Here is a 20,690-nt window from a genome sequence, read left to right as displayed (position 1 = left end):
TGTTGATGAAAAAATACCAAGTATAGTTTTAAATGGGGTTGAAAATCTAAATAAACACGCTGGATTAAATATTATAGTATATGATAAATCACTAAAAAAAATTATAGATACTATTTATTTAGATTCCACAAATGTGATTAAAAGATAACTAATGAATTTTGTACTTGTCATATAAATAAAAAGGAAAACCTAGTTTCTTAGGTTTTCCTTTTTATTTTGAAATAAGCGTATATTATTCTATTATTTCTACCATACTTATATTAAAAACAAATATAAAATGGGGAGTATTATGAGATTACATAAAAGACTTTTAATTATTACAATTGCTATATTAATAGGATCTATAGGTCTACTCTATCAGTATTCTGGTTTAGTTATACATAAAGGAAAAAATAGTACAACTACAATTAATACAACAAAAACACTTAAACCACCTAGTGTAAGAACTGTTTTTATACATAAATCTGTTGATTCTTTACAAAATAAAAAAATACCAATCTTAATGTATCATTCTATTAGTTATGAAAAAGAAAATATACTAAGGGTCCCTAAAGAAAAATTCAGAAATCAAATGAAATATCTCAAAGATAATAATTATACAACATTAACATTAGATGAACTTTATAGCTATATGAAAACAGGTAAAGATTTGCCTAGTAAACCCATAGTTATAACTTTTGATGATGGCTACAAAGACAATTATACTAATGCATATCCTATTTTAAAAGAATTCAAACTAAAAGCTACTATATTTGTAATTACTAATACTATTGATCATGAAAAAGATTATTTAACTTCCGCAGAACTAAAATTAATGGATTCAAATAATATAAGAATAGAAAGTCATACCTCGTCTCATGAACACTTAGATCAAATATCTTATGTAGATAATGTAAATACTATGAAAACCTCAAAAATCAAATTAGAAAAAATATTAAATAAGAACATAGATTACATAGCATATCCTTACGGAGGATATACACCTAACACTATAAAAGCTGCAAAACAATCAGGTTATAAATTAGCCTTTTCGACCGAATTTGGCTTAATTGATAAAAACGACAACATTTATTCATTAGGTAGAATCTTTGTTAATTCAAACTTTAGTCTTGAAGAATTCAAAGTAAAATTAGCTTCCTAAATTAATTATATTCTATAATAAAGCCATTAAAATTGGTATAACTATAAGAGTACCTACCGTTGAAATTGCTATCATTAATGAGGCAAAATCATAATCAGAATTGTAAGCCCTAGCAATTATAGCTGAGTTTGCCATAACTGGCATAGCCGACTGTATTACAAAAACTGACTCCATAAGATGTGGTATATGAAATATAGGTGCTATTAGAATTACAAGTATTGGAGATATTACAAATCTGCCGACTAATACCCACACTATATCCAAAGTAAATTTTACTGACTTTAAATCTACTAAATATATGGATGCACCAATAAAAAACATGGATAACGGTGTTGTAATACTCCCTAAGCTTTTGCTTGTATCCATAATAAATAATGGCAATTTAATATTTAATAAAACTAGAAGTATTCCAACTATAAAACCAATTAAAGGTGGCGATAATATTTTTTTTATAATTTCCATTGAAAAAAAGTTTAAAGTTCTCTTATTTCCATCTTTAGTTATTTCATATACACCTAAAGTCCAAAAAAATGTGGTATTTGCAATATAATAAAGTAGCACATAAGGCACACTTTTTTCTCCAAATAACGCCAAATTGACTGGAAGCCCCATAAATATAGTGTTTGAATTAAAGAACATAGATACAAATAGTCCACGTCTGCTATTTTTTATTTTTACAATTTTTGAAAACAATTTTGCAATAATAAAACAACAACCTATTGTTAGAAAAGGAACTATTAAACCTCTTGAGTCATCTATAAGCATCTTTTTCGTAAAATTACTCACAATTGTATTAAGCATCATCATTGGTAGTGAAATGTTTATAACAATAGTAGTTATCAAACTAATTGCCTTTTCATCAATTAATTTTTTATACGCTAAAAAATATCCTATTATAATCATTATCATTATACTTAATACACTTTGATCTGCTGCAAAAAACATGTAAACGCTCCCCCAAATTTATATTAACTTAATCAAGTCTACCATATTAAATAAATGCTTACAATAAATTCAGGTGCATTTTTTTATATATTACCAATTGTTAATAAATTAACTTTAAGGTGCAAATAACTATTGCAGCGACCAAGGAGATGATTTAATACCTTTCCTATATTGCATTGGAGCGCAACCTTTTAACTTTTTAAATACTCTATTAAAAGTTTTAATGCTATTGAAACCTGACTTATATGCAACTTCTGTAATGGAGTCACTTTCCTCCATAAGATGCCATTCTGCTTTAGTTATTCTAAAATTATTTAAATAATCAACAAATGTAACGCCTGTGTTTTCCTTGAAAAATCTTGTGAAATAATATAGACTGAATCCAGCAACCTTTGAAATTTCCTCTAAGTTAATATTTGTTTGATAGTATTTATCTACATATTGAAACACCTTATCCAGCTTTTGAAGTTTCTCTATTTGACGACTTTCAGCTTCAGCTGAATACTCACATTTAGGCATGTATCTAATTAATATACCAGCCAAGTCGTAAAGTCTAGCTTTCATAATAAGCTTATAACCTTCTTTCGCAGCAGTGTTTTCATTAATAAGTTGCTGAATTTGTTTTTCCATAAGGCTATGAACTTCAGTACTGGGGGTAAGATATTTAGAATGAGTAAACATTGGTCTTATAGTTCTAATATCCTTTGATCCAGAAAGAAACGCATCATAAATAGACATTCTAAACTGGATTACTGCCCTATTGCTGGTTTGCATTTCTTTTAAAAAGAAATGCACCTCACCAGGACCTATTATTAAAATATCTCTCCTTTTAAGGTGATATAAATCATTACCTACGCCTACTTTCACACTGCCTTCTACAAGATAAATAATTTCAATATCTTCATGCCAATGATGAGGTGTGCTATCAAAGCCATCACTTAAAAATAATCTAAATGGAAAATCCGGTTCGAGTACTGTCTTTTCAAAACTACCCCGCATAATTTCCTCCTACGTTTATTAAATATTCCAAGCTTGCTATGCTTTAAGAATTTATTTATTACAACTAATTCTAACCCTTTTTCTACCAGATTCATATATTGCACATATCATTTTTTGAGTTTTTATTGCATCATCGCCTGTTATATCAGGTTGTAATCCAGCACTAATAGATGCGTAATAATTTTTTATCTGTTTTGTATGACTTGTTCCCCAGTATCCCTTTGCTCCATTTCCATAATCAAAAGTATCATTTGGGTTATTATCTGCAATTAACTCTCTACCATCGTTAAATTTTATATCAGCTCTATCTCCCACCATATTAACCATACCTTTTTCACAATGAAACTCTATTTTTACAGGTGCATCATAAGTATAATAATTAATGGTATGAAACGCAGTTACTACTCCGTTTTTATACTTAATAACCCCTTCTGCAGAATCCTCAACCTGAATAATTTTATGAGCTCTATTACTTATATTTGCATCTATATAATCAATGTCACTATCCACAAACCATCTCATAAGGTCCATGGTATGAATAGCTTGATCTATTATGACTCCACCACCTTCCATGTCCCATGTTCCTTTCCAATCACTATTACCATAGTATTCATCTGTTCGTTTCCATGTGACTTCAAGTTTTCCTCCTAGTATCTCACCAAGTTCTCCTGATTCCAATGTCTCTTTTATAAGTCTCGAACCAGGATTATATCTATTTTGAAATATAACTCCAAGTGTAACATTATTGTCTTTAGCAGTTTTAACCATAGCCTCTGCATCTGAGAGTTTTATAGACATAGGTTTTTCAGTTAATATATGTTTCCCAAGTTTAGAAGCATATATTGCCACCTGTGCATGAAGGAAATGTGGAAGACATATATGCACTACATCAATATCTTTCTTTGAAAGCATATCCTTATAGTCAATATAATAATTACAATTATATTGATCAGCTTTTTCCTTTGCTCTATCCTCTTTAATATCGCAAACTGCAACAATTTCTGCATTTTCAACTTCTTTTATAGATTGAGCATGCATAGGAAATATATTTCCACATCCAATAATGGCTACTTTTAATATTTTCATATCAACATCTCCTAAATAATACTATATTAATTTTTCAAGATAATCTATTCCCAGTTGTAATCCTTCTTTAACCTTTTCTTCACTACCTTCATAAAGAGGGTCCTCATGTTCTATACTTACTACGCCGTCATATCCAATTTCTTTTAGTTCATTAATTAACTTTCCCCAATTAATGTCTCCTAGTCCAGGCATTCTGTATCTCCAATATCCAAAGTCTTCATTACAAACATTTAATTGTTTATCAAATACTCCATAAGTTTTTAATTTATCTTCAAACACTTCAGCATCCTTTGCATGCACATGAAATATTCTATTCTTAAATTCCTTTACTGGAGTTATATAATCAATTAACATTGCATGTAAATGGGAGGGATCATAATTTAATCCAAAATTCTTATTTGGTACCCTTCTAAACATTTCTCTCCATAGTTCTGGTGTAAATGAAATAGTTCCTGGTACTCCTTTTTCTTGCCATCCCTTCATTTGACAATTTTCAATTACTACTTTTATACCCTTATCTTCTGCATATTTAACCAATTCTTTAAATACCACTTCAAACTCATCAAAATTTTCCTCTAACGATTTATCTATGTTTTTTCCAACAAATGTTCCAACAGATGAAACGCCTAATAACAGAGCCGCATCAACACATTTTTTAAAATGATTGTTTATAAATTTTCTTTTTTTCGAATCTCTATCCAAATTATTATCATAATAAGCAATTGAAGATATTGTAAGCCCATATTCTTTGAAATATAACTTTATTTCTTCCGCTTCAGCCTTTGTGAAATTAGCTACATCTATCTCACTTCCTGAATAATCACGGCTGTTAGTCCTTGGCCAACAAGAAAGTTCTAAAGCTTTAAACCCATGCTCACTTGCCCACTTTGCTTTTTCCTTAAGTGGAATTCCACCAAGGCAACCTGTTAATAATCCTATATACATATTAAACACCTTCCTCAACTATTATTTATTAAAATAAACTGGCTCACCTGTTTTTGATGACTCATATATTGCTTCTAATATTTCTGTAACAACTAACGCTTGCTCAGGTTTTACTATTGGCTGCTTATCATTTAGAATACAATCAATCCATGATCTGGCTTCAGCATCTGCTGGTTCTTCAGAAATCCCTTCGTTAAATGCAACTCCATTTGAGCCAAAATCAACCTTAGTTTCATATAATCTGCCTAAATTTTCTCCATTTATTCTTAGACCATCCTTCATATCAGCCCCACCCTCGGTTCCACATAGACTTGTCTGAGCTTCTCCAACTTCTAAACTATTTAATGCCCAACTCGATTCAACAACTATAGTAGCACCATTCTCCATAGTAATGAACCCAAAAGCAGAATCTTCTACTGTAAATTTGCTTGGCTCCCATGGTCCCCATGCATTAGCAGCATTTTCTTTTTTACTAAGTTTATGATATACATTTCCTACAACATACTTAGGCTTATAATTATCAAGCATCCAAAGGGTTAAATCTAAAGCATGCGTTCCAATGTCTATTAAAGGTCCTCCATCTTGCTCAAATTCATTTAAAAATACTCCCCAAGTTGGAACTGCTCTTCTTCTAATAGCATGTGCCTTTGCAAAATATATATCTCCAAGACCACCATTTTCACAGGTTGTTTTAAGATATCTAGAATCCGCTCTAAATCTATTTTGATAACCAATAGTAAGCTTTTTACCTGTTCTCTTTGCAGCCTCTAACATTTCTCTTGCCTCAAGAGATGTTTTTGCCATTGGTTTTTCACACATAATATGTTTTCCAGCTTCCAACACATCAATTGTTATAGAGCTATGTGATCTATTTGGTGTACAAACATGAACAACATCAATAGTATCATCTTTTAGAAGCTCCTTATAATCCGTATAAACCTTTGCTCCAATGCTTCCGTATTCTTTTGCAGCAATCTCTGCTTTCTCGATTATGATATCACAAAAAGCAACCATTTCTATTTCTGCTATCTTAGCTAAGCTTGGCATATGTTTTCCATTAGCTATACCGCCACATCCAATTATTCCAACTCTTAATTTCTTATCCATACAATCTCACCCTTTCCCTATAATGTACATTTATCTAATTTGAAATTATCATCGTTTACATTTACTATTCTATAACATTTCATTTTTAATTGCTCCCCATGAATTGCTTAATACTTCTCATATATTGCTTTTTGTATTGCATTAATACTACATATAAAACAAAAGTTACGGTCCTCTTTAAAATGGACAGCAACTTTTATTTTATACTTCAAATCAAGTTTTATCTTCTTATGTAATTTCCCGAATTACTTTACAATGCATACCAACTGCAACTACATTTGCTTGAATTAGTTCTTGGGATAAATCATTATACATTTTGCTAGATAAAATAAATTGTTTCTATTCTTCTAAATTCATAATATACCCTCCAAATCTTCATGTGATGTGATTTTATTATAGCTACATATTCAACAAATAAGTTTTCAACATTTATCTTAAACTGAGCCTAATAAATAGACTCTTACTTCATAAGGTCTAAGCACAATCTGATCTATTTTCTTCGCTTTTACTATATAATTTGAAATAAGAAGCTCGCTATGATCATATTTTATATTATTGGGAAGCGAAAATTTACTAAGGTTCTCACAAAAATTACATATCACTAAAAGAGTCTCATCCTTTAGTTTTCTTGTATATGCATAAATATCATTGTTATTCTCTAAAATTAAATTATAATCTCCATACACTATTATTTCATGATTTTTCCGTAACACTATAAGCTTTTTATAATAATTTAAAATTGAATGTTCATCTTCTAATTGCGACTCTGCATTAATATATTTGTAGTTTGGGTTTACCTTTATCCATGGAGTTCCATCAGTAAACCCTGCATTATTTTTGACATTCCACTGAAATGGTGTTCTTGCATTATCTCTACCCCTTTTATAAATAGCATTCAAGATCTCATTATGAGTTTTTTTACCATTTTTAGTAAAACTTTTATAAGCATTTAGAGTTTCTATATCTTTATAATCATTAATGCTTTCAAATTTTACATTAGTCATGCCTATTTCCTCGCCTTGATAAATGTATGGAGTGCCTGTAAGCATATGAAGAAAGGTCGCTAACATTTTTGCAGATTCAATTCTATATTTATTATCATTGCCAAAACGAGAAACCATTCTTGGTTGATCATGGTTATTTAAATAAAGACTATTCCAACCCTTGCCTTGGAGCTTACTTTGCCATTTTGATATAATGGTTTTAAATTCACCAAGGTCAAAAGTTGTTTTGCCCCATTTCCCTTCAGGTCCATCCCCCACACTCATATGTTCAAACTCAAACACCATATTTAGCTCATTTCTATTTTCCCCAACATATTCAATTGCTTGCGAAGGTGTAACATTTGGAGCTTCACCAACAGTTATGATATCATACTTACTTAGTACTTCTTTGTTCATTTCTTGCAAATAATCATGAACTTTTGGATGGTTTCTACTTAAATTACCTGGATCTGCATAGACGCTAGTTTCATTAATAATACCATCAGGATAACTTTGCTCTTTTCCAATCATATTAATAACATCCATACGAAAACCATCAATTCCTTTTTCTAACCACCATTTCATCATACAAAATATTTCTTTTCTTAGAGTTTCATTTTCCCAGTTTAAATCAGGTTGTTTTTTTGAAAACAGGTGCAAGTAATACATTTGTGATTGCGGATCTAATTCCCAAGCAGACCCACCAAAACAACCGCCCCAATTGTTTGGTGGTAATCCATCTTTTCCGTCCCTCCAAATGTAATAATCTCTATATTTATTTGTTTTAGATTTCTTACTTTCAATAAACCATTGATGTTCATCAGAGCTGTGATTTATAACAAGATCCATCATTATCTTTATTTTTCTGTTATGTGCCTCTCCAAGCAATAAATCAAAATCTTTCATTGTTCCAAATTCTTTCATTATTCCCTGGTAGTTACTTATATCATAACCATTATCGTCATTTGGAGATTCATAAACAGGAGATAACCAGAGTACATCAATTCCAAGGTCCTTAAGATAATCAAGTTTTTCAATTATCCCCCTCAAGTCTCCGATGCCATCTCCATCACTATCTTTAAAACTTCTTGTGTAAATTTGATAAACTATACTTTCTTTCCACCAATATTTATTCATAAAATCTCCTTCTTTCTATTGTTTTATAGCTCCATTAGTAACACCGCTTATAATAAACCTCTGAGCAAATATATACACTATTATAATTGGTGCTAAGGCTAAGAGATAAGATGCAAAAGCTAAATTATAATTTGTGCTAAATTGTCCTTGAAAAACATACTGAACTAGAGGTAATGTTGCCTGTACAGGGTTACTTAATATAATAAGCGGAAGCATAAAATCATTCCAGGTTGATAAAAATGCTAATATTCCTATAGTAGCATTTATTGGTTTTAATAATGGAAATATTATCTTAAAAAATATTTGCCAAATTGAAGCGCCATCTATAGTGGCAGCCTCTTCTAACGACCTCGGAAGTGACTTTAAATATCCTACGTACAAGAAAATATTAAATGGTAGGCCATAAACGATGTACAGAACTATAATACCTGGTATATTATCTAGCTGAAATGAACTTACTTGTTTTACAAGTGGTAACATTATTATTTGAAATGGTACAAACATAGCACTTACAAAATAATAGTAAAGAATATTAAAGAACCTTAATTCTCTATTTCTTGCTATTGCATAAGATACCATTGAATTTGAAATTATAATAAATAGCACAGAAACGCATGTTATTATTGCACTATTCCCAAATGCACCAAAAAAATTAGTTATTTTGATTGCCTGCGTAAAATTATCAAAATGTAATTTCGTAGGTAATGAGAGTGTAGAATTAATCATATCTTGAGGTGATTTCAATGCAGTACTTAATAGAATATATAGTGGAAATAATATAAATATTGCTGCTAAGATTATCATTATTAAAGTAAGAACCTTACTAATTTTCTTTTTCTTCATTATAAATCAACCTCCCGTTTTGCAAGTACTCTCAATTGAAAAAGTGAAATTGCTACAATTACTATAAAATATAGCACTGCATTTGCAGATTGATATGCAAAATTGCCCCCTGAGAATCCAAAATGAAAAATCACATAAGAAATTGATTGAGTCGCATTACCAGGTCCTCCACCTGTCATTGCAATGATTTGATCAAATACCATTAAAGAATTCTTTAAACTTAATACCATATTTATTGTAAAGAAAGGAGCTATCAGAGGAAATGTTATTTTTTTAAATGTTTTCCATTTGCTGGCGCCATCAATTTCACCTGCTTCATAAATATCTTGATCAATTGTTTGAAGTCCTGAAATATATATTATAGTGCTAAATGCTATCGACTGCCATGATGCTACAAATACTATCCCAAGCCAAGCAAGATTTGGATTTCCAAGTATATTAGAACTTAAAATAGGAATGTTCAAGTACGTACCGAACTGTGGTAATAATTGAGCAAATACATAATTAAATATATAACCTACTATTAAGACTCCTAGTATATTAGGTAGAAAGTATATAGCCCTCAATACATTTTTGAATTTAATAGCTGAATTTAAAGCAATGGCTATAGCTAAGCTTATCACGTTAACAATTATAGTTGTAAGTATTGCGAATTTAAAGGTAAAGCCATAAGCGTTTCTGATAGTATCGTCTTGAAATACATTTATAAAATTTTTAAAGCCTATAAACTTCCAATCACTATAGCCATTCCAGTCAGTAAAACTATAAAAAATTCCTTTTATTAATGGTAAGGTATGAAAGGTAAAGAATAATATCAATGCAGGAATTGTCATAATATAAAAAGCCATTTTATTGTTCTTTTTCAAAAGAATTCACTCTCCTTTTTCTTTGCAGTACTTACACCGTACAACAATTATAATTATAGAGTAATAACATGTACGTTATTACTCTATAATTAATATCTACTTTTTATTATTTTTATTATACTCAGTATCAAGCTTCTTTAAAAAGGCTACTTTGTCTTTTTTGTTAAGAAAACCTTGCACAATTGAGGCTGTATCCAACCCAGTTGGATAATAGTGATCTGCAAAACTTCCAATTTCTCCTTTTTTAAAACCATCTGCTAAATCTGTAACACTATCATCCTTTTGTACAACATCTTTAACAGCTGAAAATGCAAACTGATTATTTATATATTTTTGTGCATTCTCCTTTTGCAACATGTATTCAATAAATTTTTTAGCTTCTGCAGGGTGTTTAGAGTTTTTTGTTATTGCTAGTGCTACATCTACACCTGAAGTAATCTTATTCTTAGCGATATCATTAGTTGCGGGTAACGCAAACATTCCCATTTTAATATTTGGATTTGTTTTCTTAATGTCTGAAATTGCCCAATTACCTTGAAGGTACATTACTGATTTTCCTTGAGCAAACGCTTTGTTACCATCGTTATACCCCATTCCATATATATCCTTTTGACCATATTTAATAATTTCTAGCATTTTATCTGCTATCTCTGAATGAGTTGCTTCAAATGTAGTTTTATCAGCTTTTCTATCAGCAAGAAATGTTTTTGGAGCAATATCCGAAGCTAATATATTCCAAAAACACATACCTGTCCATGCATCTTTAAGTGTTAGATAAAAAGGAGTCTCACCACTAGCTTTTATTTTTTCAGAAATCGTAACAAATTCATCCCACGTTTTCGGGATTTTTAAACCTAGCTTTATAAATTTTTCTTTGTTATACAAAACTCCGCCAGCATTTGTTGCATAAGGTACTCCATATGCGTTTTTATCTCCATTTGTTAAAAGATCATTCATTTGCTTGATGTAGGCCGTTTGTATATTACTCATAAAGCTTTCCTTACTAAGGTCTAGAAGAACCCCATTAGTTGCAAGTTCACCATATAAATTGTCACCGCCCATGCTTAGTATATCAGGCATATCATTTTTAGTAAGTCTTGTTTTTAAGACTGTTCCAGCATCTGGTGGAACATTAAGAACAATTTGAATATTTGGGTTTTTAACTTGGAAATCACTAACCATTTTTTGATATATATCCTTATTTTCTGTTTTTGTAGAGAATAGCTCTAATTTAACTTTTCCATTGGTACTAGAACTGCTATCTGATGATGAACAGCCTGCTAATAAAGAAGAACCTAATGCTATTGCAAGCACTATTGATAATAAAGTTTTTGAATTTTTAATCATTTTATACCCCCCTAAAATTTTTATTAATAATATTTATATTAATTATACTGTTTATTATCATTATGTTAATCGATTACGTAAACAATATAAAAACTATCATAGTTTTTTAACACTTTCTCTTTCAATAATTTCAAAAGGCATTATTATGCTCTCACTTTTTTTATTAGTTGTAATGGTTTTAATTAACATTTCAACTGATTTATGACCCATCTCATATAACGGTTGAGATATAGTAGTTAACGGTGGATAAGACATTTCTGATACTTTCGTGTTATCATAACCTATTATAGACAAATCATCTGGAATTAAAATACCCCGTTTATGGGCTATGAACATTGCACCAACTGCAATGTCATCACAAGACGTAAAAATTGCAGTAAATTTTTTATTTTCATTTAAAAGTGCCTCCATAGAACATTTACCTCCTTTAAAACTAAAATCACCATGTTTTATAAGAGATTCATCAATCTTAAGATTATATTCTTTTAGTGCCTGTCTATACCCTTTTAACCTCGGTATACCAGCAATTGGGTCCTCTTTCTCTCCACCTATCATTGCTATTTTAGTATGACCATTTTCTATTAAATAACTAGTAGCCGCATAAGCAGCTTGAAAATCATCCACTTTAATATATGGAATAGTAAAACGAGGAGAAAATGTTGATACAAGTATACACGGTATTTTAATGTCGTTAATGTTTTTATCATACATATCTTTAGGTGATAGACTACATGCAATAATACCGTCCACCTGTCTTTCAGATAATACATCTAGATAATAAGGCATTAAATGGGAACTAGCGCCTGTATTACAAATAAAAACGCTATAATTATTCTTATGTGCCATCTCTTCTATGCCATTTAGAATTTCTACATAAAAAGTAGTTTCAACCTTTGGTAACAATACACCTATAGTATGACTAGTTTTTGTCTTTAAATTTCTAGCAATAGCATTTCTTCGATATCCCATATTCTCAACGACAGTAGTTACCTTTTCCCTCGTTTCTTCAGAATAGCCACCTAGATCATTAAGAATTCTAGATACAGTAGCTACTGAGACATTAGCTTTCTTTGCAACATCCTTGATAGTTGGTTTTTTAATTGTTCTATCCATAACTTTATTTTCCCCTTCAGTAAACGATTAACATAAGCTTATTTTACCATATATATATTAGTATATGGTTTTAATGTATTTATAAGTATTTATACCTAATATTTCTATTTTTGTTTTGTAACTGTATTCCTTTCGCTTTTCCTTTTAGCAACTAAAAGATCCTCTTCTAAAGTATCCGTCTTCTCAGTATGCTTATAAGGAGCATACTTTATGTGTTAATAAACCTCATCTGTAATTACAAATACATCATATTTTTCTGATAAATCAGCTATCGTTTTAATGTCCTCGAATGTAAATGCTTTTTCAGTTGGGTTTGATGAATTAAAGAGTATTAGAGCTTTAGGATTTTGTTTAAAAGCTGCTTCTAATTCTAAAACATTAAAATCGAAACAAGGTGGCCTTAGCGAAACAAATATAGATTCTGCTACTGACAAAATAACATCTGCATTGACATAATTTAAAATTTCATGTTTAATGTATAGAAACAGAAAATATGGGAGGAACTAATCATGAAAGAGTTTGAATTAAAGCAAGGAAGACGCACTGTTAAGTTTTCCATTAACGAAAAAGATGTTATTGGAGTACTTGATAATACCCCTTCAACAAGTTCTAAAACTGAAGAAGAAGTAATAATAGAAGCTTTACAAAATCCTATATCAAGTTCTAAACTGAGTGAAATAGTACATACAGGTGAAAAAATTTGTATTGTTATACCAGATATTACTAGGGCGTGGCAAAAATCATCCCTATATCTTCCATTCATTGTGGCTGAACTTACTAAAGCTGGCATAGTTGATGAAGATATATTATTTATTAGCGCCACTGGTTCCCATAGAAAACAAACCGAAAATGAATACAAACAATTATTAGGGGACACCCTTTACGGTAAATATAATATAATTGATCATGATTGTAGAGATAAAGATAATTTAGTTTATCTAGGTAAAACTAGCTTTGGTACACCAGTATCAATTAATAAAAAGGCCATGGAATGTGACCATATTATAGTTGCTGGGGGAATAGTATATCATTTTCTAGTAGGATGGTCTGGTGGAAAAAAATCAATTCTACCTGGAATTGCATCATATGAAACAATAATGGCAAATCACGGTCTTTCGCTTAATGAAAGTTTAGGAGAAGGAACTAGAGGCGAAATCAGATGTGGAAATATAATAAATAACCCTGTGCATTTAGATATGGAAGAAGCATGTGCTTTTGTAAAACCAAGTTTTATGTTCAATGTGATCATAGACAGTCATGGAAATATATCTGCGGCAGTTGCTGGTGATTGCATTAAGGCACATGCGCAAGGAAGAAAATATGTTGATGAGTCTGACTGTGCATATATAAAAGAAAAAGCTGATTTAGTAATAGCTACCGCCGGTGGTTATCCTAAAGACATTAATTTTTATCAATCTTCAAAACTTCTCATGAATTCAAGAGAAGCCGCAAAAATTGGAGGGACTATCATTGCTTTAACGCAGTGCAGTGAAGGACTTGGTGGTGATGATGATGTTAGGGCTATACTCGCTAACTATGATAGCTTAATTGATCGAGAGAAATCATTAAGAGAGCGTTATACCATATCAAAACATGTGGGATGCCTTGCTTGTGAGACAGCACACAATTTTAATCTTATACTAGTATCAAATTTAGACTCTAAATTTTTTAAAAATACTGGGATAAAAATAGTTCGAACAATAGATGAAGCGCTAAATTTAACCTATACAGAAAAGGGCAAAAATTTAAAAACTTTTATAATGCCACATGGAGCAAACACCTTACCAAAACTTCTACCTCTTGATTAAGAACAAAAATTAACTCTTATCAAACAAAGTTGAAATAAGTAAAAAAGCTCTTGATTTTAATCAAGAGCTTTTACTGAATTCTTTTCTTTGTCGCTAAGTACCTCATTCATACTTCCGGTTCTATATCCTAACAAATCAAGAGTTACATATTTAAATCCAATGTTTTTTAATTCATTTGCAACCTTATCCATCATTTCTGTACTGAAAAATTTATTTCTTTCCTGGGCATTAACTTCTACTCTTGCTATATCTCCATGATGTCTTACTCTTATCTGTTTAAATCCTAAATCGAGTAAAAATTGTTCTGCTCTTTCAACCATGCTTAATTTCTCAACTGTTATTTCGTTGCCATATGGAAATCTTGATGATAAACATGCAAAAGCTGGTTTGTTCCAAGTTGGTAATCCAAGCCTCTTTGATAATTCTCTTATATTATCTTTTGTAAGTCCAGCATCCTTCAATGGGCTAATAACTTTTAATTCGTTTGCTGCCTTCATTCCCGGTCTATAATCTGAAACGTCATCAGCATTAGAACCATCCAAAACTGCGTTAATATTATTATCATCAGCAACTTTTCTAACTTTTGAAAAAAGTTCTTTTTTACAAAAATAACATCTATCAATAGGATTTTTAGCAAACCCTTCAATTTCTAATTCCTCTGAAATTATAACTATGTGTTTTGCTCCAATGTCCCCAATATATTTAACAGCTTCCTTAAATTCTCTTTCTGGATATGTTGTTGACTTGGCAGTAATTGCAATAACTTTATTACCTAAAACATCTGCTGCTACTTTTAATAGAAAAGTGCTATCAACACCTCCTGAATATGCTATTGCTACACTTCCCAATCCTTGAATACTATCCTTTAGTTTTCGAAACTTCATTTCTAATTCCATATTTATCCTCCTTGTCTTAAAAACTATTACTATTTATAATAAAAATCTTTAACATATTTAATGTAACATAACATTTAACTTTTGAACATAATAATATGCTTTAAAATAATATTATTATATGATTTTCTAAAAAAATTGTCAAAATAAAAGAAGGGCTAGTTATTTACACTAGTCCTTCTTTTATTCCCCTTTTTATTATATTGTCTTATCAAGTGCTTGCGTTAAATCATATATAATGTCATCTATACCCTCAACACCAATTGAAAGTCTTATTAAATCTGTACTAACCCCAGCAGCCTTTTGTTCTTCTTCATTAAGTTCTGCGTGAGTTGTACTTGATGGATGAATTACAAGTGATTTTGCATCAGCAACGTTGGCAAGTAATGAGAATAACTCTACACTATTTATAAATTTCTTTCCTGCCTCAAGTCCACCTTTTATTCCAAAAGTGAATATTGATCCAGCTCCCTTTGGTAGATATTTTTTAGATAATTCTTTGTATTTACTTCCTTCTAGCTCAGGATAATTTATCCAAGACACTTTTGGATGTTTACTTAAAAATTCAACCACGGCCCTAGCGTTTGTTATATGCCTTTCAACTCTTAATGATAATGATTCTAATCCTTGAAGAAATAAAAATGCACTTTGAGGACTAAGGGTAGCACCTGTATTTCTTAGTAACTGAACCCTAGCTTTTAATGCGAATGCTGGAGCTCCGAGTTCTGCATACACGAGACCATTATAACTTTTATCTGGAGTCGTAAAATCAGGAAATTTACCACTTGCAGCCCAATCGAATTTACCACCATCAACTATAATTCCACCAATAGTCGTTCCATGTCCACCAATAAATTTTGTTGCAGAGTGGATAACTACGTCAGCCCCAAACTCAATTGGACGACATAAGAAAGGAGTTGCAAATGTACTGTCAATAATAAGTGGTATTTTGTTTTCATGAGCAATATTTGCTACTTTTTCTATATCTAAAACGTTTATTTTTGGATTTCCTATTGTTTCACCGTAAAGTGCTTTTGTTTTGTTTGTTATAGCTTTTCTAAAATTTTCAGGATCATCTGGATCAACAAATATTACATTAATTCCTAGTTTTCTAAGTGTAACATTAAATAATTCGTAAGTACCACCATATAGTGTGCATGCTGCTACTATTTCATCACCGCAACTTGCCACATTTAGTATTGCATAAAATATTGCAGACATTCCTGATGCTGTAGCGAGTCCTGCAACTCCACCCTCAAGTGCAGCTACTCTCTTTTCAAAAACATCTGTAGTTGGATTCATTATTCTCGCATAGACATTTCCTGGTTCTTTTAGTTGAAATAAATTTGCTGCATGATCTGCATTTTTAAAAACGAAGGATGACGTTTGATAAATTGGAACTGCTCTTGAACCTGTAGTAGGATCAGCAACCTGTCCTGCATGTACTTGTAATGTTTCAAAACTTAATTTTCTCTTGCTCATATTAATTTCCCCTTTTAAATAATTATTTTTGTTGTTTACATTTACATGTTAAGAAACCCTTTAATTCAAAAAAAGCTGCTTCCTTATAAAGAAAGCAGCAATGGTAACTTTAATAAACAATATAATTGCATAATAAAATTTGCTAACATCCTTATCTTTCAGATTTTACAATCTGCAGGAATTGACACCATTGCACTCAAATAAAGAATGCTGGTTGTCGGGCTTCATCGGACCAGTCCCTCTGCCACTCTGGATAAGTTGTATTTAGTTGTTGTTATTTAGTATATTAATAATAAAAGGAATTGTCAATGTATTTTTCAGAAAATTGAGTTATTAGATGTTTTTTAATATCACAGCATCTTATTAATAGATTTATAAGTTTGTATTGCTAATAAGCAGAGTAGTATAAATTATATACTAAAATCACTATTCTTATAAAACCAAATAAACTAACAATCTCAATTATTTGAGATTGTTAGTTTATTTGGTAACTTGTTATTGCTATTTTGATGCTGTCTTTAAGTAATTTCCCATTACTCCTTTTACTATAGGCACCACATGGTGACTTCCACCTCTGTTTTTAACATTTTCCATAATCATTGATACTACTATTTTAGGATTGTCTGTATTCATACATACGAACCAACCATTTTCTTCTGCAGTAATATCCTTAGCGTCTTTTTTCAATTCTGCTGTTCCGGTCTTACCTGCAAGATTTACGCCACTAATTTTTGCCACATGACCTGTACCATTCGGATCTTCTATAACCTCCGTAAGATCATCTTTCAACGCTTTTATATTATTTTTAGATATTACACTAGACTTCCATACCTTAGATATTACCAATGTATTAAAATTTTCAAGTGTTGGAGACATAATATTACCTTCATTAACAACTGCACTATAAGCTAATGCAATCTGGAGTGGACTCATAAGAACTTCTCCTTGACCATAACCAGTATCAGCTAATGCTACATCATTTTTAATGACGTTATTATTAGCTACTTGTGATATTGCTATAGGGTAATCTATAGGAAGCTTTTCCCCTATTCCAAATCTATTGGATCCCTTAATAAACTCTTCCGTGCCTATCTTAAGTGTAGCTCGTGCAAAGTATATATTATCTGAATATACAAACGCATCCTTTAGATTAACGCTCTCTATCTTATCACTAACCCTAGTAACCATATTAGTTCCCCAAGATTTATCGGGTTGCCATTTTAACCCTGGTATATTTATAAGTTCTTCAGGTTTTATCTTTGCATTATCTAAACCCACTGCAGCAGTTATAAGTTTAAATGTAGATCCTGGAGAATATACCGCCTTGAATCTATTTTTAAATGGTTCTTTTTCTACTTTCCATGATGCTATTTGAGTATTAGATTTATAAGTTGTATATGCATTTGAGTCATATGATGGAGAACTTACTAAAGCCAACACCTCGCCGGTTTTGGGATTTATTGCGGCAGATGCTCCTGGCTCTTTGTTCATTCCCTTATATATATTCGCTTGAAGCTCTGAATCTACTGACAATGTTATATTTTCGCCTGCTTTAGATGCTTTACTAAGAATTATATCTTCTTTAATCTCTTTTCCATCCTTTTGTCTAGATATATAAATTGTTGCTCCACTTTCGCCCTTAAGTCTTTTTTCATATACTTGTTCAAGGCCTGCCTTACCTATTAGACTTGATGAGCTATACCCCTGCCCACTCATCTTTTCTAATTCTTCACCGGTTATCGGAGCAATATATCCAATTAGTGAACCAAATGCTTCCCCTCCTGGGTATATTCTACCTTTAGGACTCATGTGAATTACACCCTTAATCTTCATAACTTCAGCTATTTTTACTTTTTCGCTACTTAATATATTAATAATTGGTATAAACTCATCTGGGTTTTTATTTGCTTTTAGTTTATCTTTTATAGCCGAAGCATCTATATCTAGAATTTTAGCCATTTGTGTTATATTATTATCTTTTTCTTTTACAAAATCATTAAAGCTTATTCCAATGGTAACTATTGAAGCGTTTATTGCAAGTGGCTTTTTATTTTTATCATAAATTTCACCACGAATCGCTGGCAATGTAATAACCTTAATCTTATCGCCTACTCCCATACTAGGTAATATCATTTTTTCATCCCACACTATTGTCCACTGTTTTTTTTTATTAACTTTTTCTTTTATCATGGTTGCTTGGTATCCTGGCATTTTTAATTGCCCTGCAGTGGTATTCATAACTATTGAAAATGGTATTTCAATAGTTTTTTTATTACCATCTTTAATTTTCTCTTCATTATCAACCTTAATTACTATATCTTTAGCCTCTATTCCCTTATATATAGCATTATATTTATTTAAAAATTGTTTTTCAGTTATTGTTTCTTTAGTTTTAACTGAAAGCATATTATACATTGCTTTAAAATCCTGCTTTACCCACATAGTCTTATATGTATCAAATGTTTTAGTTGCACTATCCACTTTTGTATAAATAGTAAACAGAAATACTCCTCCAACTACTAAAACTGTACCTAAGATTGTAAAAATAGATACCTTTAAATATTTTCTCGACATATTTTTATCACCCCGTTCTTATTATATCACTTGAATACTTTATAAATAGGCGTAATTGGAAAAACAGCATATTTTATTTCATAAAAAAAGACCATTGATTTACCATCAACAGCCATAAACTAACTAATTATATTATTATGTAGTTTTGCTTTCTTTTTCTTCTTGGTCCTTTAATTTATATTCATAAGAAAGGTAAAGTTCTTCTAGTTTAGTATTAAAATATTTAGGTGATATTTTAACTTGTGTTATATTCCCAAGTTTATTTAAATCTTCAAAGAATTTTTTTATTCTATTTTCTATTGCTTCAATATTACTGAATTTCACCTTGTTAATTATAGAATCACACTCATCATTAAAAATTCTAACAACTAGCTTGATCATATCATCAGTCATATCTCCTGCTAATTGATTATTTTCATTTATATTTCCATTAATAATCCATTGCTTAAATTCTATAGCTTCTTTGGATTTAATCATCTCCACTTGCTTTTCCCTTATCTCTGCAAGCAGAGTAGAACATTTCACTGAATTCATTAAATTATATTCAGATTTATAAATACCGAAATCTTGCATCGATACATCATCATCTAAAGTAATTATTTGAGACTTTAGATTTTCTACAGAAGTTTTTGTATTATTATATTCTAAATTAAGCTCCTCGATAGATTTTGTCTTAGTCTCTATTAAAACCTCATATTCGCTAGACTTCTGCTCAAGTTCAATAGCCTTTTGTTTGAAAGTATTCTCGTACTCTTTGCTCTTGCTTTCAATAAATTCATCATATTCTGTTGATTTATCTTCAAGCTCTTTACCTTTTATTTGTATTAGATTATCATACTCTTCCTTTTTACCGTTTATTAAATTATCATATTCCAATGACTTATCTTCAAGTTCTTTAGCTTTTAAATCAATTAGATCATCATATTCTTTCTTTTTACTTTCAATTATATTATCATTTTCAATTGATTTATCCTCAAGTTCCTTATCTTTTAATTCGATTTTATGATCGTATTCATTAGATTTCTCTTCAAATTCTCTTGTCTGATAAGTAGCCTGATTACCATAGTCTATATTAAGTTCCTCTATAGCTTTTGTTTTGGTTAAAATTAGCTTATCATATTCTTCGAGTTCTGCCTCGAGTTCTTTTGTTTTAGATAAAATCCGACTCATTCCCATTTGAGTTGGAGTTAATTTTATATATTTTAAATTTTTATTTTCCTCGATTAATTTTTCAATCTCAGCTTTATATTGTTTCGCACTTAAAGCGTCTTTAATGGATGTAAGTATTGCCATTGATAACCCTCCTTATTTCTTCAACAGTCTACATTATACCACAAAAAATTCACTAAAAATGTAGAGATATTTTCAAAAACGCAGTAATTATTCAATAAATTTTAAAAACGCTTATGTTAATAACTAAT

At 30.6% G+C, this 20,690-nt stretch carries 17 protein-coding genes and 1 riboswitch; of the genes, 2 read left to right on the top strand and 15 right to left on the bottom strand.

Annotation, left to right across the window (positions count from 1 at the left end):
* Positions 1-289: 289 nt before the first annotated feature.
* Positions 290-1,141 (top strand): polysaccharide deacetylase family protein, encoded by an 852-nt coding sequence (locus KPL54_RS14695; protein WP_216107262.1) that lies wholly within the window; start codon positions 290-292, stop codon positions 1,139-1,141.
* A gap of 12 nt (positions 1,142-1,153) precedes the next feature.
* On the opposite strand, the gene KPL54_RS14690 is transcribed toward KPL54_RS14695, so the two are convergent.
* The 11 genes from KPL54_RS14690 to KPL54_RS14640 all read right to left on the bottom strand — a co-directional run bounded on the left by KPL54_RS14690 (position 1,154) and on the right by KPL54_RS14640 (position 12,946).
* Positions 1,154-2,086 (bottom strand): AEC family transporter, encoded by a 933-nt coding sequence (locus tag KPL54_RS14690; protein WP_216107261.1) that lies wholly within the window; start codon positions 2,084-2,086, stop codon positions 1,154-1,156.
* Between the two features lie 129 nt (positions 2,087-2,215).
* Entirely contained in the window at positions 2,216-3,085 is an 870-nt protein-coding gene (locus KPL54_RS14685) for an AraC family transcriptional regulator (protein ID WP_216107260.1), read from the bottom strand.
* A gap of 51 nt (positions 3,086-3,136) precedes the next feature.
* On the bottom strand, positions 3,137-4,171 hold the full coding sequence (locus tag KPL54_RS14680) for a Gfo/Idh/MocA family protein (protein WP_216107259.1): 1,035 nt from the start codon (positions 4,169-4,171) through the stop codon (positions 3,137-3,139).
* A gap of 21 nt (positions 4,172-4,192) precedes the next feature.
* Positions 4,193-5,116, bottom strand: a complete 924-nt coding sequence (locus tag KPL54_RS14675; RefSeq protein ID WP_216107258.1) for a sugar phosphate isomerase/epimerase family protein — start codon at positions 5,114-5,116, stop codon at positions 4,193-4,195.
* A 21-nt stretch (positions 5,117-5,137) separates the two neighbouring features.
* Positions 5,138-6,223: a Gfo/Idh/MocA family protein gene (locus tag KPL54_RS14670; protein WP_216107257.1), complete on the bottom strand. Its 1,086-nt coding sequence runs from the start codon at positions 6,221-6,223 to the stop codon at positions 5,138-5,140.
* A gap of 434 nt (positions 6,224-6,657) precedes the next feature.
* Positions 6,658-8,343: a glycoside hydrolase family 13 protein gene (locus KPL54_RS14665; RefSeq protein ID WP_216107256.1), complete on the bottom strand. Its 1,686-nt coding sequence runs from the start codon at positions 8,341-8,343 to the stop codon at positions 6,658-6,660.
* 15 nt (positions 8,344-8,358) lie between these two features.
* Complete coding sequence (locus KPL54_RS14660) at positions 8,359-9,186, bottom strand: carbohydrate ABC transporter permease (protein ID WP_216107255.1); 828 nt, start codon at positions 9,184-9,186, stop codon at positions 8,359-8,361.
* A complete protein-coding gene (locus tag KPL54_RS14655) occupies positions 9,186-10,034 on the bottom strand; it encodes a carbohydrate ABC transporter permease (RefSeq protein ID WP_216107271.1) in 849 nt (282 codons plus the stop codon). The genes KPL54_RS14660 and KPL54_RS14655 overlap by 1 nt, the downstream gene beginning before the upstream one ends.
* A gap of 114 nt (positions 10,035-10,148) precedes the next feature.
* Positions 10,149-11,399 (bottom strand): ABC transporter substrate-binding protein, encoded by a 1,251-nt coding sequence (locus KPL54_RS14650; protein WP_216107254.1) that lies wholly within the window; start codon positions 11,397-11,399, stop codon positions 10,149-10,151.
* 96 nt (positions 11,400-11,495) lie between these two features.
* On the bottom strand, positions 11,496-12,512 hold the full coding sequence (locus KPL54_RS14645) for a LacI family DNA-binding transcriptional regulator (protein WP_216107253.1): 1,017 nt from the start codon (positions 12,510-12,512) through the stop codon (positions 11,496-11,498).
* A 215-nt stretch (positions 12,513-12,727) separates the two neighbouring features.
* Positions 12,728-12,946, bottom strand: a complete 219-nt coding sequence (locus KPL54_RS14640; protein ID WP_375372995.1) for an aminotransferase class I/II-fold pyridoxal phosphate-dependent enzyme — start codon at positions 12,944-12,946, stop codon at positions 12,728-12,730.
* A gap of 75 nt (positions 12,947-13,021) precedes the next feature.
* On the opposite strand from KPL54_RS14640, the gene larA reads away from it, so the two are divergent.
* The gene (gene larA / locus KPL54_RS14635; protein ID WP_216107252.1) at positions 13,022-14,320 is read left to right on the top strand and encodes a nickel-dependent lactate racemase; all 1,299 of its coding nucleotides are present in this window, start codon (positions 13,022-13,024) and stop codon (positions 14,318-14,320) included.
* A gap of 56 nt (positions 14,321-14,376) precedes the next feature.
* Here the strand turns inward: larA and larE are convergent, their stop codons facing one another.
* The 4 genes from larE to KPL54_RS14615 all read right to left on the bottom strand — a co-directional run bounded on the left by larE (position 14,377) and on the right by KPL54_RS14615 (position 20,562).
* Positions 14,377-15,216 carry an ATP-dependent sacrificial sulfur transferase LarE gene (gene larE / locus KPL54_RS14630; RefSeq protein ID WP_216107251.1) on the bottom strand — a complete coding sequence of 280 codons (840 nt, stop codon included), beginning with the start codon at positions 15,214-15,216 and terminating at the stop codon, positions 14,377-14,379.
* Between the two features lie 195 nt (positions 15,217-15,411).
* The gene (locus tag KPL54_RS14625) at positions 15,412-16,695 is read right to left on the bottom strand and encodes an O-acetylhomoserine aminocarboxypropyltransferase/cysteine synthase family protein (RefSeq protein ID WP_216107250.1); all 1,284 of its coding nucleotides are present in this window, start codon (positions 16,693-16,695) and stop codon (positions 15,412-15,414) included.
* A gap of 148 nt (positions 16,696-16,843) precedes the next feature.
* Positions 16,844-16,955: riboswitch (SAM riboswitch) on the bottom strand.
* Between the two features lie 241 nt (positions 16,956-17,196).
* Complete coding sequence (locus KPL54_RS14620; RefSeq protein WP_216107249.1) at positions 17,197-19,269, bottom strand: penicillin-binding transpeptidase domain-containing protein; 2,073 nt, start codon at positions 19,267-19,269, stop codon at positions 17,197-17,199.
* Positions 19,270-19,404: 135 nt separating this feature from the next.
* The gene (locus KPL54_RS14615) at positions 19,405-20,562 is read right to left on the bottom strand and encodes a DUF4041 domain-containing protein (protein ID WP_216107248.1); all 1,158 of its coding nucleotides are present in this window, start codon (positions 20,560-20,562) and stop codon (positions 19,405-19,407) included.
* Between the last annotated feature and the right edge of the window lie 128 nt (positions 20,563-20,690).

Origin of the sequence: Clostridium estertheticum (assembly GCF_018861295.1) — a bacterium.
GTDB classification, from domain to species: Bacteria; Bacillota; Clostridia; order Clostridiales; family Clostridiaceae; genus Clostridium_AD; species Clostridium_AD estertheticum_D.
Note: the sequence above shows the minus strand (reverse complement) of the source record. Positions and strands in the feature narration are given on the sequence as shown.